Origin of the sequence: Lutibacter citreus (genome assembly GCF_003260195.1) — a bacterium.
Lineage (GTDB): Bacteria > Bacteroidota > Bacteroidia > Flavobacteriales > Flavobacteriaceae > Lutibacter > Lutibacter citreus.
In genome coordinates this window covers 99,294-116,173 of the sequence record NZ_QEIH01000007.1, presented here as the reverse complement: position 1 = coordinate 116,173, position 16,880 = coordinate 99,294, and the positions used below count along the sequence as shown (strand labels likewise).

The 16,880-nt window shown below is 30.9% G+C and carries 13 protein-coding genes; 4 read left to right on the top strand and 9 right to left on the bottom strand.

All coding sequences use genetic code 11. The features are described from left to right. Window positions 1-10: 10 nt before the first annotated feature. Window positions 11-544 (bottom strand): 4Fe-4S dicluster domain-containing protein, encoded by a 534-nt coding sequence (locus DAD81_RS15360; RefSeq protein ID WP_111709188.1) that lies wholly within the window; start codon window positions 542-544, stop codon window positions 11-13. Next, window positions 541-2,784, bottom strand: a complete 2,244-nt coding sequence (locus DAD81_RS15355) for a molybdopterin-containing oxidoreductase family protein (protein WP_111709187.1) — start codon at window positions 2,782-2,784, stop codon at window positions 541-543. Before DAD81_RS15355 ends, DAD81_RS15360 begins: the two co-directional genes overlap by 4 nt. A gap of 239 nt (window positions 2,785-3,023) precedes the next feature. On the opposite strand from DAD81_RS15355, the gene DAD81_RS15350 reads away from it, so the two are divergent. Then, window positions 3,024-4,919, top strand: coding sequence for a hypothetical protein (locus tag DAD81_RS15350; RefSeq protein ID WP_111709186.1), 1,896 nt, complete (start codon window positions 3,024-3,026; stop codon window positions 4,917-4,919). Here the strand turns inward: DAD81_RS15350 and DAD81_RS15345 are convergent. From DAD81_RS15345 to DAD81_RS15335, 3 genes are all read right to left on the bottom strand, one after another. Then, a complete protein-coding gene (locus DAD81_RS15345; RefSeq protein ID WP_111709185.1) occupies window positions 4,916-5,305 on the bottom strand; it encodes a DoxX family membrane protein in 390 nt (129 codons plus the stop codon). The two genes, DAD81_RS15350 and DAD81_RS15345, sit on opposite strands and share 4 nt — an antisense overlap. 77 nt (window positions 5,306-5,382) lie before the next feature. Next, the gene (locus DAD81_RS15340) at window positions 5,383-5,805 is read right to left on the bottom strand and encodes a DUF3788 family protein (RefSeq protein ID WP_111709184.1); all 423 of its coding nucleotides are present in this window, start codon (window positions 5,803-5,805) and stop codon (window positions 5,383-5,385) included. 133 nt (window positions 5,806-5,938) lie between these two features. Then, window positions 5,939-6,823: a LysR family transcriptional regulator gene (locus DAD81_RS15335; protein WP_111709183.1), complete on the bottom strand. Its 885-nt coding sequence runs from the start codon at window positions 6,821-6,823 to the stop codon at window positions 5,939-5,941. Window positions 6,824-6,903: 80 nt separating this feature from the next. On the opposite strand from DAD81_RS15335, the gene hutH reads away from it, so the two are divergent. The 3 genes from hutH to DAD81_RS15320 all read left to right on the top strand — a co-directional run bounded on the left by hutH (window position 6,904) and on the right by DAD81_RS15320 (window position 11,572). After that, window positions 6,904-8,451: a histidine ammonia-lyase gene (hutH, locus tag DAD81_RS15330; protein ID WP_111709182.1), complete on the top strand. Its 1,548-nt coding sequence runs from the start codon at window positions 6,904-6,906 to the stop codon at window positions 8,449-8,451. Between the two features lie 9 nt (window positions 8,452-8,460). Next, a complete protein-coding gene (locus DAD81_RS15325) occupies window positions 8,461-10,473 on the top strand; it encodes a urocanate hydratase (protein ID WP_111709181.1) in 2,013 nt (670 codons plus the stop codon). Between the two features lie 130 nt (window positions 10,474-10,603). After that, entirely contained in the window at window positions 10,604-11,572 is a 969-nt protein-coding gene (locus tag DAD81_RS15320; protein WP_245949314.1) for a LamG domain-containing protein, read from the top strand. Between the two features lie 79 nt (window positions 11,573-11,651). On the opposite strand, the gene DAD81_RS15315 is transcribed toward DAD81_RS15320, so the two are convergent. The 4 genes from DAD81_RS15315 to DAD81_RS15300 all read right to left on the bottom strand — a co-directional run bounded on the left by DAD81_RS15315 (window position 11,652) and on the right by DAD81_RS15300 (window position 16,840). Further along, on the bottom strand, window positions 11,652-13,913 hold the full coding sequence (locus tag DAD81_RS15315; protein WP_111709180.1) for an FdhF/YdeP family oxidoreductase: 2,262 nt from the start codon (window positions 13,911-13,913) through the stop codon (window positions 11,652-11,654). Between the two features lie 187 nt (window positions 13,914-14,100). Continuing rightward, complete coding sequence (locus DAD81_RS15310; protein ID WP_111709179.1) at window positions 14,101-15,141, bottom strand: GMP reductase; 1,041 nt, start codon at window positions 15,139-15,141, stop codon at window positions 14,101-14,103. A 28-nt stretch (window positions 15,142-15,169) separates the two neighbouring features. Then, window positions 15,170-16,084 carry a bifunctional metallophosphatase/5'-nucleotidase gene (locus DAD81_RS15305; protein ID WP_111709178.1) on the bottom strand — a complete coding sequence of 305 codons (915 nt, stop codon included), beginning with the start codon at window positions 16,082-16,084 and terminating at the stop codon, window positions 15,170-15,172. A gap of 3 nt (window positions 16,085-16,087) precedes the next feature. After that, window positions 16,088-16,840, bottom strand: a complete 753-nt coding sequence (locus DAD81_RS15300; protein ID WP_111709177.1) for a 5'-nucleotidase C-terminal domain-containing protein — start codon at window positions 16,838-16,840, stop codon at window positions 16,088-16,090. Window positions 16,841-16,880 lie beyond the last annotated feature (40 nt).

Sequence of the window (16,880 nt, the reverse complement as noted above, 5' to 3'; positions counted from 1 at the left end):
AATTGAACGATTAAATTAGATAATAAACTTTAGGTTTTGTTCCAGCTTCAGGGGCTAAAGTTTTCCATTTTCTGTTTTTTAACAATTTAGAAACTTCGCTATTTTGATTGTCTAGATCTCCAAAATACATACATTTTGTAGGGCAAACAGCTACACAAGCAGGAAGTTGACCTTTTTCCAATCTATGATGACAAAAAGTACATTTATCAACATAACCATCTGGGTGTTGGTAACGAGCATCATAAGGACAAGATTCAATACAAGCCCCACAACCAATGCATTCATCGGCTGTAACTAATACAATTCCATTGTTTAATTGATGACTTGCTCCTGTTGGACAACAACGTACACATGGTGCATTTTCACAATGATTGCATCGTTCAGATTTTAGTTCTAATTCAATAGATGGATAAGAGCCACTTACGTTTTCTGTTACCCAATCTCTACAATATCCAATAGGGACATCATTTTCTGTTTGACAAGCAACTACGCAGTCACTACACCCAACACATTTTAGCGTGTCTATAACCATTGCATATCTCATATCTCAGTGTTTTTATGTGGGTTTTCAGTTAAAATTGAAACAAAGTTTCCTCTCATACCTGTTCCACCCATTATTGGATCTACAAATATTTTTGAAATCATTTTAGTATCATCTATTCCTTTCCCATAAGCCCGTGTTAATTTTTTATTATCATGACCAAAACCATGCACCATATAAACAGAATCCCATCGTATTCTTTCTGTGACTCTAACCTTTATTGAAAAGTTTGAAATAATATCGTCTTGATTTTTTAACCAAACTTTTTGATTGGTTTTTAGACCTAAAATTCGAGCAACTTTAGGGTTAACCCATAGGTTATTTTCACTTTTAAGGGCATTTAAATTAGGATTATTTGCTGTTCTACTAAAAGTGTGCATAGGAGATCTACCATAGTTTAATCTATAAAATCCTTGAGGTGGTTCAGGATGTGCTGTATAGGTTGGCATTGGGTCAAAACCTAGATCTTTTAATTCTTGAGAGTAAAATTCTATTTTGCCACTAGCTGTTCCAAATTGATGTGTTTCATCCTCATTTAAATACATTGGTCCAGATTTTCTTGGGTATCTTTTTACGCCAATTTTTGCCATCTCTTCTTTTGAAGTTCCTAATTCTTTCAGTTGCCAATCAATTACCTCATCAAAATCTTTATAATTATAATATTTGCTTAAGCCTAAACGTTCGCCTATTTCTTTTGCTATCCAAGCTCCTGGTTTAGAGTTGTATTTAGGAGTGACAGCGGCAAATCTAACAGCAATAGAAGGTTGTCTGTTGGTTGCTGAACGTACAATATCTGAACGTTCTAAATAAGTACATTCTGGCAAAATAACATCAGCATAACCAGTAATGTCTGTAGGCATAGTATCTATAACAACTAAAAAATCTAAAGCGTCCATTGCCTTTTTTAATTGTATTGTATCAGGAATTGATTTAATTAAATTTGTTCCAGCAACCATCCATGCTTTAATAGGGTATTTGTTGTTTTTATTTGGTATTGAGGCGTTTATTAATTCATTTGTGATTCCCATTTGAGCTAATGGAAAATTTTCTCCAATTTCTTTCCAACCCCATTTTGGTTCTGGATATGCTGGATGTGGAAAATTAGGAACATTAATTTTTTCTTTAAAATAGAATCCACCACGTCTTCCCCATGAACCTAATAAACCATTTAAAATAGCAATGGCTCTTTCTCGTTGGGTATCATCTCCATACCAAACCACATGACGGCCTGGATGAACAATTGCAGCTGGAGCTGCATGCCCCATTGCTCTAGCAGTTTTTCTAATTTCTTCTGGTTTAATTGTTGTAATTCCGTAGGCCCATTCTGGTGTAAATTGACGTACATATTCTTTTAATTCATTAAAACCTAAACCATATTTTTCTACATATTCTTTATCATATAATTCTTCTTTAATTAATACATGCATCCAAGAAAGTAATAATGCTATGTCTGTAGAAGGTTTAATTGCTAACCAATGTTTTGATTTACTTGCCGCGGTTGAAAAACGAGGGTCAACAGTAATAATGGTTGCTCCATTATCAATAGCATCAGACATTTCTTGTACTTGAGAATTGTGCATATTCTCTCCAATATGAGAGCCTATTAACACCAAACATTTTGTATCTCTAATATCAGTTGGTTCGGGAGAACCTACCCAAGAACCAAAAGTTAAAGCAAAACCAGTTTCTCTAGGACCTCTACATTGTGCGTAAGCAGGCTCAGCTATAGTATCAGAACCAAGAGATTTATATAAATGTTCAAAATGCCAACCAGGGCATCCATGTTTTAGTAAAGCTAGAGATTCGGCACCATGTTTTTCTTTTATTCCGTTAAATTTTGAGGCAATTAAATCTAAAGCTTCATCCCAACTAGCTTCTCTAAAAGTTTCTTCGCCATTAACAGTTGTTCTAATTAATGGAGTTTTTAAACGGTCTTCATCAGTATACATTCCTACACCACCTGTACCTCTAGGACATAAGCGTCCATGACAGTGTGGGTCATCTTCATTACCAATAATTTTTTTGATTTCTCCGTCCTCGTTGGTATATGCCCAAGCAGCACATTTCCAAAAACAAACTTCGCAATAAGTAGGAGTAATTTTAAATTTTTCACCAACATTTTCTTTTACAAGCGTATTTAAATATGAATTTGAACCAAACATATTAATGGCACTTGTTGTTGCTGCAACACCTCCTAAACCCAAAGCTGAAATTTTAATAAATTTTCTTCTTGAAGTAGTCATATGGTTATTTGTTTGTTTTAATGTAAAGATATTTACAAGAGTAACTTTATAGTATGACAAAAGTCATAAAACCTAAACAGGCATAGTAACATAGGTTACATAAGGCATTGATACTGAGTTTTTAAAATGTAACAAATGTAGCTAAACCCACTAAAACAACTAATCCTAAGGTGTTTATGCGATAATTTCAGTTTTATTGAAGATTTTAAAATGTTGTAGCTTTGTTATAAGTATTACTTATGAAGAAAAAGGGTTCTATATTTTGGTTTTTATTGGTTGTTATTGTTGGAATTGCATTGTTTTATATTCTTAAGAATGTGAATACTATAAATTCCATAATTGTTGAAGATGAAAATTATACAATTATTGAAAACAATTTAAAAGAATCTTGTTTAAAATGTCATGAGAATACAAAGGGATATTCCAAGTATCATAATCCAGATTTAATTGGTTGTTCAAGTTGTCATTTAGGGAATACAACCACAAATGATAAGGCTGAATCACATAAAGGAATGGTTTTAATTCCGGGAAATCTGAATGATGCAGGGCAAACTTGTGGAAAATGTCACCCAAAAGAACTTCATAAAATTAAAAATTCTTTAATGACTACCAATAGTGGTTTGGTTGCAGTAGATAAATATATTTTTGGAGAGGCTGATTCACCAAATTATCAGTATCATATTCAACAAATTAAGAATTCAGCATCTGATAACCATTTACGTGATTTATGTGCAAATTGTCATTTGGGAGCAGAGAAAAAGGATTTTGGGGCAATTACTCAATTAAGTAGAGGTGGAGGTTGCAATGCCTGTCATTTAAATTATTCAACAGAAGCAACAAAAGATCTTCAGACATATATTACTTCGAACAAAACAAAATTACCAGAGGCGCACCCATCAACAGATATTTTTATAACAAATGAGCATTGTTTTGGATGTCATAGTAGATCTAGTAGAATTTCCACAAATTATGAAGGGTTACAAGAAACTTTATTAGATGAAGATGAAATTATTGATAAAACTGGCTATGAAGTAATGGAGGACAAGCGTGTGTATAAGTATATTGAGGAAGATGTGCACCATACTAAAGGATTGTTATGTATTGATTGTCATTCTTCTCATGAAGTTATGGGAGATGGTAAAAAATATACACATGAAGAACAAGCAGTTATGGTTCAATGTTCGGATTGTCACTTTAAAGATCAGCCTAATACCATGCCTTATGATTCATTAGATATTGAAAGTATATTGGTATTCATGCATAGAGAATATTCTCATAATGACAAACAAATTATTTCGGTAAAAAATGGAGGGCATCCACTTGTAAATACTTTTATTGATTCTGTTGGGAATGCATTTCTAATAGGTAAAAAAGATGGGGAATTACATAAAATGAACCCTCAAAGTGAAATATGTTCACGAGATAATGTACACAAAAATGTTAGTTGTTCTACTTGTCATTCTTCTTGGACTTCACGTTGTATTGGCTGTCATAATGAATATGATAAAAATGAGCCAAGAGCCTTTGATTTGTTAGATAAAAAGTATAAAAAAGGACAATGGAAAGAATTTGTAGCCGAATTTAGTTCATCTCTTCCTGCTATGGGAGTTCGCGAGAATGGAGAGGTAAAGAAAATTGAACCTGCTGTTCCTGGTATGATTTTAACTATTGACAAAGGGAGTTATGTAGGAAAAGAACTTGGCGATGATGTATCTTTTCATAGATTGTATGCGCCAAATTCACCACATACAACTATTTCAAAGGCAAGAGATTGTAAAAGCTGTCATTCAAACCCAGCTACTTTAGGTTATGGAAATGGAGCTTTAGTTTATGAAATTAATAAAGGAGTAGGTAAGTGGCATTTTAAAGCTGAATACGCTTTAAATGAGAATGATAATTTACCAGAAGATGCTTGGGTGCCATTTTTAACCGAAAGTTCAATAGGACAGGTAAATTCAACCAGAACAGATTTTAGACCGTTTACATTAAAAGAACAAAAAGAATTATTAACAGTTGGGGCTTGTTTACAATGCCATAAAGAAGATTCTAAAGTAATGAATAAAAGTTTAATAATAGGATTGAAACCTTTAATGAACCAAATTAGTGATAAATGCGTGCTGCCAAATTGGGATTAAAACTTTATTAATTTTCCAATTATAGGGATTTTTTTCCGTTCACACCAAAGGACTATTAAACTCAATAAAAACAAGAATAAGGCCATAAAGAATAGTAAACCTCCATCATTGTTTATCTCTATTCCAAGTAGTGTTAAATGCATTAAAACTGCACCAGATATAACACCAAAAGTTAATAAAGCTCCTGCCCAAACTGTTTTAGGAATTAGAACTAAAATAGCTGCAATTAATTCAATCATTCCAATTGTGATTCTACCAAATGGTTCTAATCCAACTTTTGTGAATATGTAAACGCTATCTGGGTGTGCGGTGAATTTAAAACGTAAAGTTTGAATTAATAGAATTGCAATAACAATTCTAATAATAAGCAGTAATTTTTTGTTCATTGTCTAAAGTTTTAGGTTTAGACGAATTTTTGTAGAATTATTACAATTACCAATATAAATATCTAAAATTGAAGTTGTTAAAATTGTAACTTAATATCAATAAGTTTTGAGATGTCAGAAATTATAGTCTCATTTTTTATAGGTATTCTTATTCCTCTTCCTTCAGTATATTTTTTAGCTTCACTTAAATCATTTTTAATGAATTCAGAAACATTACTTTTTAAGATTTCTTCAAAAGCCTTATTTCCAAAAACAAAAGCTACCTTAAAATTATCCTTAAGAGGTAAAAAGTAAATAATCGCTCTTTTTTTATCTTTTATTCTATAGCTCCATCCATATTTTTTACCTGGAAAGTTCCACTGAGCTAAACCGTTTGGATATTTGAAGAAAACTAAATCGTAAATATTCTTCCACAATTTAAATGAATCACCTAATTTTTCAATTAAATCGGCTTCTGTTGGTATTACAGTTTTGTCCATAAATATACTTGTAGGTTCCATTATATCAGTTATTTAATAAAATTACAATAATTAATGTTTTTTACTTAAAAGTAAGTGATTAACGTTTAAAAATTTGATAGACAGAAGTTTAATTTGTAATTAATATAGTTTGTTAGAAAATTAAATTTTAGGTTTAATCAACTAAAAACTCAATAATTTTTTCTAAAATTGGATTGCGATTGTTTTTACTCCAAACAGCTGATAAAATTGTTCTTTGTGGAATAGATTTTAGTTCAATAAATTTTGCGTTTAAAGTATTTCCAAGTTGAAGAGAAGTAGGAACAATAGAAATTCCAAAGTTATGTTCTACCAATTTATAAATTGAAGATGCATGAACTGTTCTGTGAGAAATAATAGGTGTAAAACCGTAATAATCAAAAATTTGCATTATTTTTTGGTGATAGTTTGGGCTGTAAGATGGATCAAACATTATAAAAGGTTCATCTTTTAGTTGAGATAAATCCTTAAAATTATTAGAATTTAATTTATGATTTTTGGGCAATACCAATGAAAAAGTATCTTCTAAAATAGGTTGAATTTTTAATTCATTAGGAACTCGTTCCAATCTTACAAACCCTATGTCAATTTCTTGCGTATGTAGGTTGTCTAGTTGTTTTTGATTGTCCATTTCTTTTAAATTGAAATGAATATTGGGGTATTTACTTCGTATTTTAACTAAAAGTTCTGGAATAATATTTTGCATTGCCGAGCCAACATAACCAAAATTTAAATTACCATCAATTCCCTTATGAATTCGTTTTGCATTTTTTAAAACTGTATCTAAAACCTTTAAATTTATGGATATTTCCTTTTGAAGATATTCTCCAGCTTTTGTTAAAGTTACATTTCTATTATCTCGTTCAAATAAAACAATGCCTAAATCTTGCTCCATTTGTTTTATTTGTCTGCTCAATCCAGGTTGTGAAATAAATAGTTTATCAGCCGCCTTCCTAAAATGTAATTCTTCTGCAACGGCTAAAAAATAACGAAGATGTCTCAATTCTAATTGATAACTCATAATTATTAAATATTGATAAAGATGGTATTAATAAGCATCAAATATAATGGTAAATTTGTTATAAGAAAAACCATATATATATGTTTAAATACGGGCTAGATTCTCTTACTGTTGGTAAGGTGTTACATATTCTTAAAGGAAAACTAAAAGGTGTTATAACTAATGAGGCAAAAAACAACATTAAAAAATGTCATGATATAGTTATTGCTACAGCAAAAAAAGATAAAGCAGTTTATGGTATTAATACAGGTTTTGGACCTTTATGTGATACCATTATTTCAAAAGAAAATACAAGTATTTTACAGCGTAAAATTCTATTAAGTCACGCTGTAGGTGTTGGGAAACCAATTGATAAGGATTTAGCTAAACTAATGCTTATTTTAAAAGTTCACTCACTTTCAAAAGGGTATTCGGGTATTTCAATTAAAATATTAAACCGTATAATATGGTTTATAGAAAATGATATTATACCTATGGTTCCTGAGCAAGGTTCTGTTGGAGCATCAGGAGATCTTTGTCCGTTGGCACATTTATTTTTACCATTAATTGGAGAAGGTAAAGTGTATTATAAAAATGAATTAGTACCAACTCAACAAGTTTTATTAGAGTTTAAACTTCAACCAATAATATTGCATCCAAAAGCTGGTTTGGCATTAATAAATGGAACTCAGTTTATTTTGGCGCATGCAGTTATGGTTGTTGACAAAATGTACAAATGTTTATCGCATGCCGATTTAATAGGTAGTTTAATGATTGAAGGTTTAATGGGGTCTCAAACACCATTTTATAAAGAATTACACCAAACGCGTCCTTTTAAAGGAATTATTCATGTAGCAAGTAGAATGAGAACTTTTTTAAAGGATTCTGAAATTGGAGCCTCTCATCAAAATTGTGGAAAAGTACAAGACCCTTATTCAATGCGTTGTATTCCTCAGGTTCATGGTAGTTCAAGAAATGCTTGGTTGCATTTAAAAGAAATGGTTGAAACCGAAATGAATTCTGTAACAGATAATCCAATAATTATTTCAGAAGATTTAATTATTAGCGGAGGTAGTTTTCACGGACAACCATTGGCAATGCCTTTAGATTATGCGTGTTTAGCGGTGGCGGAATTAGGAAGTATTTCAGACAGACGTATTTATTTATCCTTAGGAGGGAAATATGAGGGAACTCCAAGATTATTGTTAAAAGATACAGGATTAAATTCAGGGTTTATGATTTTACAATATGCATCAGCTGCTTTGGTTAGTGAAAATAAAGGCTTGTGCTTTCCGTCAAGTGCAGATAGTATACCAACTTCTTTAGGGCAAGAAGATCACGTAAGTATGGGGTCTATTTCCAGTAGAAAAGCATTACAGGTTATTGGTAATTTAGAAAAAATTTTAGCAATTGAATTATTGTGTGCAGCACAAGCATTTGATTTTAGAAAACCATTAAAATCGAGTAAAACATTAGATGAGGTTCACAATTTAGTACGTTCAAAAATTGAACATGCAACTGAAGATCGAATTTTTTCTTTAGATATTGAAAAAGCAATAGCAATTTTAAAATCTAATTCTTTATTAGAAATCACAAAACAAAATATAAATTCTTATAGCGAGTTTGATACTGAATTTGAAACTTATTAATACAGCAATATGAGTACTACTTATACTGATTTTCAAGAAATAATACTTCAAGGTATTCCAATAGAATTACCTAATAAAAAAGCTTATCCCAAAAATGGTAATCCAGCACCAAAGCGTAAAGATATTCTTACAATTGAAGAAAAAAAATTAGCAATTAGAAATGCACTACGTTACTTCCCTAGTAAATGGCATGCTGTTTTGGCTGTTGAATTTGCTGAAGAGTTAAAAACATTTGGTAGAATTTATATGCATCGTTTTAAACCAAATTACGATTTATATGCAAGGCCCATTAAAGCATATCCTGCAAAAACACAACAGGCAGCTGGTATTATGTTAATGATTCAAAATAATTTAAATCCAGAGGTAGCGCAACATCCAAATGAGTTAATTACTTATGGTGGAAATGGGGCTGTTTTTCAAAATTGGGCACAATACCTTTTAACAATGCAATATCTGGCTATCATGACAGATGAGCAAACCTTAAATATGTATTCGGGTCACCCAATGGGATTGTTTCCTTCTTCAAAAAGTGCACCTAGAGTTGTGGTTACAAATGGGATGATGGTTCCCAACTATTCTAAACAAGATGATTGGGAAAAATTTAATGCTTTAGGAGTTACTCAATATGGGCAAATGACTGCAGGATCATTTATGTATATAGGACCTCAAGGGATTGTTCATGGGACAACTATTACGTTAATTAATGCCTTTAGAAAAATATTGAAAACAAATGAAAATTCTACAGGAAAAATATTTTTAACATCCGGTTTAGGCGGTATGAGTGGTGCGCAGCCTAAAGCAGGAAATATAGCTGGTTGCATTACAGTTTGCGCTGAAGTAAATGCAAATGCTGCAACAAAAAGATATGAACAAGGCTGGGTAGATGTTTTAACTGATAATTTAAAAGATTTAGTAATAAAAGTGAAACAAGCTCAAATTAAAAAGGAGGATGTTTCTATTGCGTATATTGGTAATGTTGTTGATGTTTGGGAGCAATTTGATAAAGAAAATATTTATATACACGTTGGTTCAGATCAAACTTCTTTGCACAATCCTTGGTCAGGAGGATATTATCCGGTTGATTTAACTTTTGAAGAAAGTAATATTTTAATTAAAAATAATCCAGAAAAATTCAAAAAACATGTAAAAGCTTCGTTAGTTCGTCAGGCTGATGCTATAAATAAACATGCCGTAAAAGGTACTTACTTTTTTGATTATGGAAATGCTTTTTTATTAGAAGCGTCTCGTGCTGGAGCAAATGTGTTTGCCAAAAATAATATAGATTTTAAATATCCTTCCTATGTTCAGGATATACTAGGGCCAATGTGTTTTGATTATGGTTTTGGTCCTTTTAGATGGGTTTGTGCTTCAGGAAAGCAAGAAGATTTAGATAAAACAGATGCAATTGCAATGAAGGTTTTAACTGAAATTATGATTGAATCTCCAAAAGAGATTCAATTGCAAATGCAAGATAATATTACTTGGATTAAAAATGCTAAAGCAAATAAATTAGTAGTTGGCTCAAAGGCTCGTATTTTATATGCAGATGCTGAAGGGCGTTCAAAAATTGCAGAAGCTTTTAACAATGCTATTTCAAAAGGTGAAATTGGAGCAGTGGTTTTAGGTCGTGATCATCATGATGTAAGTGGAACAGATTCTCCGTATAGAGAAACCAGTAATATTTATGATGGCAGTAGATTTACAGCAGATATGGCAATTCAGAATGTAATTGGAGATAGTTTTAGAGGCGCAACTTGGGTTTCAATTCATAATGGAGGTGGAGTTGGTTGGGGAGAAGTTATAAATGGAGGCTTTGGAATGTTGTTAGACGGAACCAAAGAAGCTGATGAACGTTTAAAAAACATGCTGTTTTATGATGTAAATAATGGAATTGCACGTAGAAGTTGGGCCAGAAATAATGAGGCGCTATTTGCTATTAAACGAGAAATGAAACGTAGACCCGAATTAAAAGTTACACTTCCAAATTTGGTTGAGGATTCACTTTTAAAAGGTTTATTTTGAGTGTTTTAGTTGTTAAAGGTAAATTGTTTAAAAGTAAATAAAAATTATCTGTTCTACTAAAATAAATAATAGTTACGGATTTTTTTACTTCCAAAGACTATTTTTGTGTTATAAAAATAGTTTAATACTTATGAAGTACATGAATATAGAATTGAATTTGAATAGAGTGTTTTTGATTATAATCACCGTAGTTTTATTTACTTCTTGTAGCAGCGATGATAATGCAATTGATGAAGATGATAATACTCAAATTAATGAAGAAGAAGATACTTTAAATAATGAAGGTGGAGATGAAGTTGATTTTACTAATATTGATCCAAACAAACCTTCTTTTGTATCCATAGATGATACAACTCCTAATGATATGAAATGGGTGAAAGTAGAAAGTTTATCAGATGAATTTGATTCATGGAATTCTACTAAATGGTTTAAACCTCTATGGAATTATGGTGTTCCTGTAAAAATGAAAGCTGAAAACTCAGGAGTTTCTGAGGGTAATTTATGGATAAAAGCAACGCTTGAAGAGGGGGATGAAAGATGGTTTAATACATCTAGAGTACAATCAAGAACGCAAATTAATTATCCAATGTATACTGAAAGTAGCATAAAAACTGCACATATTTCTGCATTTAATACATTTTGGTTGAATAATGGTAATAGCGCTGATAGAAATGAAATTGACATAATTGAAAATAACTCTAATCCATCATGTAATTGTAAGGAAGATTTTCCTTGGCAGATGAATTCTCAATATTTTCATGTTGTAGATAATGATGTTAAAAGAAATGATGGGAATTTTGATAATAGAAATTTATCAGAAAAGAATCCTTTAAAAGGAAAAAAATGGAATGAAGAATACCATACAGTAGGTGTTTGGTGGAAAGATGCTACTCATATTCAATTTTATTTAGATGGTGAACCTGCAGATAATGTTGTTTCTGAAAGAGATTTTACAAGAGATTTAAATATTATTTGGGATCTATGGACATTTGATGTAGATTGGTTAGGTGGCCTTGCAGTTAAAAATGATTTACTGGACACTTCAATAAATACTATGAAAATTGATTGGGTTAGAACCTGGGAATTGAAAAGTAAGTAGAAATTAAAAAAGTAACTTATTTTAGATTCTCAAGTGTGGTAATTTCCTTTTGCACTCTAAGAGTTACAAGGTATTACCTTTAAACTTCCATCTTTTTAATTTTTACTTTTACAGATTTAGAAGAAGGCGTATGACTAATATGGGCTGTTAATTCTAATGGAACTAACGGATTTGCTTCGGGGAAGTAAGTAGCCAAACAACCTTTTGGAATATTGTAAGGAACTACGGCAAAACCAGATACTTCACGTTTTGTATTACTATAATTATTATATAAACTTACTAAATCTCCTTTTTGTAGGTTTAGATTTGCAACATCTTCTTCATTCATAAAAACAACCATTCTTCCATTATAAATACCTCTATATCTATCATCTAATCCATAAATTGTTGTGTTAAATTGATCGTGACTTCTTGTAGTCATCATAATAAATTCATTATTATCAAATTTTGTTTGGCTCACTTTATTTACAGTAAATTTCGCTTTTTTTGTTGGGGTTGTAAAGTTTCCTGTTCTGGCACCATTTGGTAATTCAAACCCAATTGGATTTTTAACGCGTTCATTATAATTTTCAAAACCTGCAATTGTTTTGTCAATTAAATCTCTAATATTTCCAAAATCATTGGTTAAAAAATCCCAATCTACTTTACTTTGTTTTAAGGTTGCTTTTGCAATATTAGCGACAATAAGAGGTTCACTTTCAACCATTGAAGATGGTGGAGTAAGTTTTCCTTGTGAAGAATGCACAATTCCCATGGAGTTTTCAACAGTTACAAATTCTTCTTTTCCATTTTGTATGAATTTATCAGTTCTACCCATTGAAGGAAGAATTAATCCAATTTTTCCATGAGTTAAATGAGAACGATTTAATTTAGTTGAAATATGAACTGTTAAATCACATTTTTCCAATGCTTGTTCTGTAAAATTAGTGTCTGGAGCTGCTGATAAAAAATTACCACCCATAGCTATAAATACTTTTACCTTTTCTTGATGCATAGCAGCAATAGATTCAACTACTGATAGACCACTTTCTTTTGGTGGGGTAAATCCAAAATTTTCACTAATTTTTTCAAGTAATTGTTTTGATGGTCGTTCAGCTATCCCCATAGTTCTGTCTCCTTGTACATTACTATGACCGCGCACAGGACAGGTACCAGCGCCTTCTTTACCAATACTTCCTTTCATTAATAAAAGGTTTACAACTTCTTGAATATTATCAACACCGTTTACGTGCTGTGTTAATCCCATTCCCCAACAAGCAATAATTTTTTTTCTTGGAACAATTAAATCAACAAAAGCATCTATTTCACTTTCATTAAGTCCTGTTCTAGTTATTAATTCTTCAATATTTTGCGAGGTTATTTCTTTCTTAAAACTTTCAAAATCTATTGTTTTATTATTGATAAAGTTAGAATCTATAATAGAAGGGGAGGTAGCTGCTTTTTTAAACAATTTATACATTACTGCTTTTAATAAGGCTACATCTTCATTTATTTTAAGCTGTAAGTATAAATCAGATATTGTAGTTCCTTTTCCTATAATTCCTTTTGCTGTTTGTGGATTTTTAAAATTCACCAATCCCGCTTCTTTTAGAGGATTAATAGAAACTATTTTCGCTCCATTTTTTTTAGCTTTTTCAAGAGCTACAAGCATTCTTGGATGATTTGTTGCAGGATTTTGACCAAATATTAGTATTAATTCGGCTTTATAAAGATCATTTAAAGTTACAGAACCTTTTCCAATTCCAACAGTATTATATAGAGCTGCACCACTAGATTCATGACACATATTAGAACAATCTGGCAGGTTATTTGTTCCATACATACGAACAAATAATTGGTATAGAAAAGCAGCTTCATTGCTAGTTCTTCCTGAAGTATAAAATGTAGCTTTATTAGGATTACTTAGATTGTTTAAATTTTCGCCAATAATTTTATAAGCTTTTTCCCAAGAAATTGGAGCGTAATTAGAATTTCCAGATTCAATAATCATGGGATTTGTTAATCGTCCTTGTTGACCTAGCCAATAATCACTTTGTTTTTTTAATTCGGATAATGAGTATTTAGAAAAAAAAGCAGAATTTGCCCTTTTATCCATAGCCTCCTCAGCTATTGCTTTAACCCCATTTTCACAAAATTCACCTAATTTAGATCTATGGGTAGGATCAGGCCAAGCACATCCTGGACAATCAGTTCCCTTTTTTTGGTTTAAATTCTTGAGTGCTTTAAAAGTATTATAAAAAGACATTCTTTTTGTAATTTGTTGTATTGAAATAAAAACAGCTTTTATTCCAGCAGCACTTTTTGGAGGAACTCCAATTGTAAGGTTTTTACTTTCTTTCATTCTTTTTTAATTAGTAATGCTAAAAATAAGAAGATTTACTAAATAATAGGTTTTATTGCGGTTTTAATTATAAAAGGTGTTGTAATTTAAAATAAACCTAAAGAAAGATGTGAAAGTATTGAGGATTTGTAAAAAAATAAATGTCTGTGAAATAGAAAAATCACAGACATTTAATTATAAAAATAATTTATTTTGAGAACACTTGGTTATGTTGTTCTTGAACTCTTATAAAAGTAGTTCTTTTTGTAAGTTCTTTTAATCTACTAGCACCAACATAGGTACAGGTAGATCTTAGTCCACCTAAAAAATCTTGAACGGTATTTTCAACAGGTCCTCTAAACGGAATTTCAACTGTTTTTCCTTCCGAGGCTCTATAATTTGCAACACCACCAACATGTTTATTCATAGCCGTTTCTGAACTCATACCATAAAACTGTTTAAATTTTTCGCCATTAATTTCAATAGTTTTACCGCCACTTTCTTCATGACCAGCTAACATACCACCTAACATTACAAAATCTGCTCCACCTCCAAATGCTTTAGCAATATCACCAGGAACTTTACAGCCACCGTCAGATACAATTTGACCTCCTAAGCCGTGCGCTGCATCTGCACATTCTATAATGGCGGAAAGTTGTGGGTAACCAACACCCGTTTTTACACGTGTTGTGCAAACAGACCCAGGTCCAATACCAACTTTTACAATGTCTGCACCGGCAAGAATTAGTTCTTCAACCATTTCTCCAGTTACTACATTTCCAGCCATAATTACTTTGTTAGGGTATTTTTGACGTGTTTTTTTTACAAACTTCACAAAATGTTCTGAATAACCATTTGCAACATCAATACATATAAATTTTAACTGTGGATTTTGCTCAAAAATAATGGATATTTTTTTTGCATCGGTTTCGCTAGTTCCAGTGCTTACGGCAATGTATTCTGAAATAGATTCATCTATAGAATCCATAAATACTTTCCATTCTTCTATTGAATAATGCTTATGAATTGCAGTGAAAATTTTATGTTTACCAAGAGCTTTAGCCATTTCAAAAGTACCAACCGTGTCCATGTTGGCAGCCATGATTGGAACTCCATTCCATTTATATTTGCTGTGTAAAAAAGTAAATTCTCTATCTAATGCTACTTGAGCTCTTGAGCTAAGTGTGGATCTTTTAGGTCTAATCATTACATCTTTAAAACCTAACTTCAATCCTGTTTCAATTCTCATCTTTATTTTATTTAACTTATTGTTTATTTTAAACGATAATACTTTTTCCTTTACTAGCGATGTTTTTATTACTATCAAAATAAAAATCTACGCGCCCTACATTTATTCCGTAACAACCAACTTGATTTATTAAAACATTTTCACCAATACTGTTTTTTGTAACTGTAGGTTTTGGTAAAAAAGTGTGGGTATGGCCACCAATTATTAAATCTATATTTTTTGTTTTTGCTGCTAAATTTAAATCACTAATTTTAGATGGAGCACTTTTGTAATAGTATCCTAAATGAGAAAGGCAGATAACTAAATCGCAATGTTCTTCATCTTTTAAAATACGGCTCATATCTTGGGCTATTTCAATTGGATCAAGATATTTAGTTTCTTTAAATAAATCTTTTTCAACCAATCCATCTAGTTTAATTCCTAAACCAAAAATTCCAATTTTAATTCCATCTTTAATAAATGTTTTATAAGGCTTAACGTGCGTATCTAAAACTGTATTTTTAAAATTATAATTAGCTGAAACAAAATTAAATTTAGCATGAGGTAGTTGGGCATATAATCCATTAATTCCATTGTCAAAATCGTGATTTCCAATAGTAGCAAGGTCATATTTTAGCATACTCATTAGCTTAAATTCTAATTCACCTCCGTAAAAATTAAAATAAGGTGTTCCTTGAAATATGTCACCAGCATCCAATAATAATGTATTTGGATTTTCTTTTCTAATATTTTCTACAAGAGTAGCTCTTCTTGCTACACCTCCTAAATTTGGGTATTTATAGTGATTTACATCAAAAGGTTGAATATGACTATGAACGTCATTTGTATGCAATATTGTAATATGTTTTCTGGTTGATTTACCAAATGATTCTAAACTTAAACCACCTAAGGTTAAAAATGCCGCTGTAGCTGTAGATTTTTGTATAAAATTTCTTCTTTTCATCTGCTATTTTATTTGAATAAATCTATTGTCTAAATTTGAATATATGGTGTCTTTTTCTGAAAAATAATCAATAATAGCATTACGCACTTTATAATCTAAAAGGTTTATAGAAACTGGATTGCTAAAAAAAGTCATTTGATCTCCACCTTTTTGTAAATAGTTTGAGGTAAGCACAAAATAGGTTTTGGCAGGGTCAAGTTTTTTATTTTTTATTTTTAAATCATAACTATTATCAGAAATTGCTAATTTAATATGTTTTGAAATTGGGTTTGCTATATGTTTATCAATTAAATATTGAACTAATTCATTAACTTTTTTAGCCGTTAATTCAACAACTACTAAAGAGTTTTCAAAAGGCATTAAATTAAACGCATTTGCAGTTGTAATGTCTCCTTTTGTTATACCAGCTCTTATTCCTCCATAATTAAATAGTGCAAAATCAATATTTTTTCCAGTTCTTGAATTAAATATAGGGTTGGCTCTTTCAAAACACATATCAGCCATTAAATTACCTAAAGAACTTTCTAATATTCCGTCAGTGCGTACCAAATCTTTTTTAGTATAGGAGAGTATGGTATTCATCTCTTTTTCAACCTTTAATTTGTAAGGTAAAATAAAAGAATCAATTTGTTGAACGCTTTTTATTTCTTTGGTAATTGGGAGTAATTTACCTTCAATTCTTACTAAAGATTGAGTTTCTTTTTTACAACTATTTAAGATAATTATTGATAAAAAGAAAAGAATATATTTTTTCATTGTTAAAATACTATAGATTTTATTTAGCTTTGTGAATCAA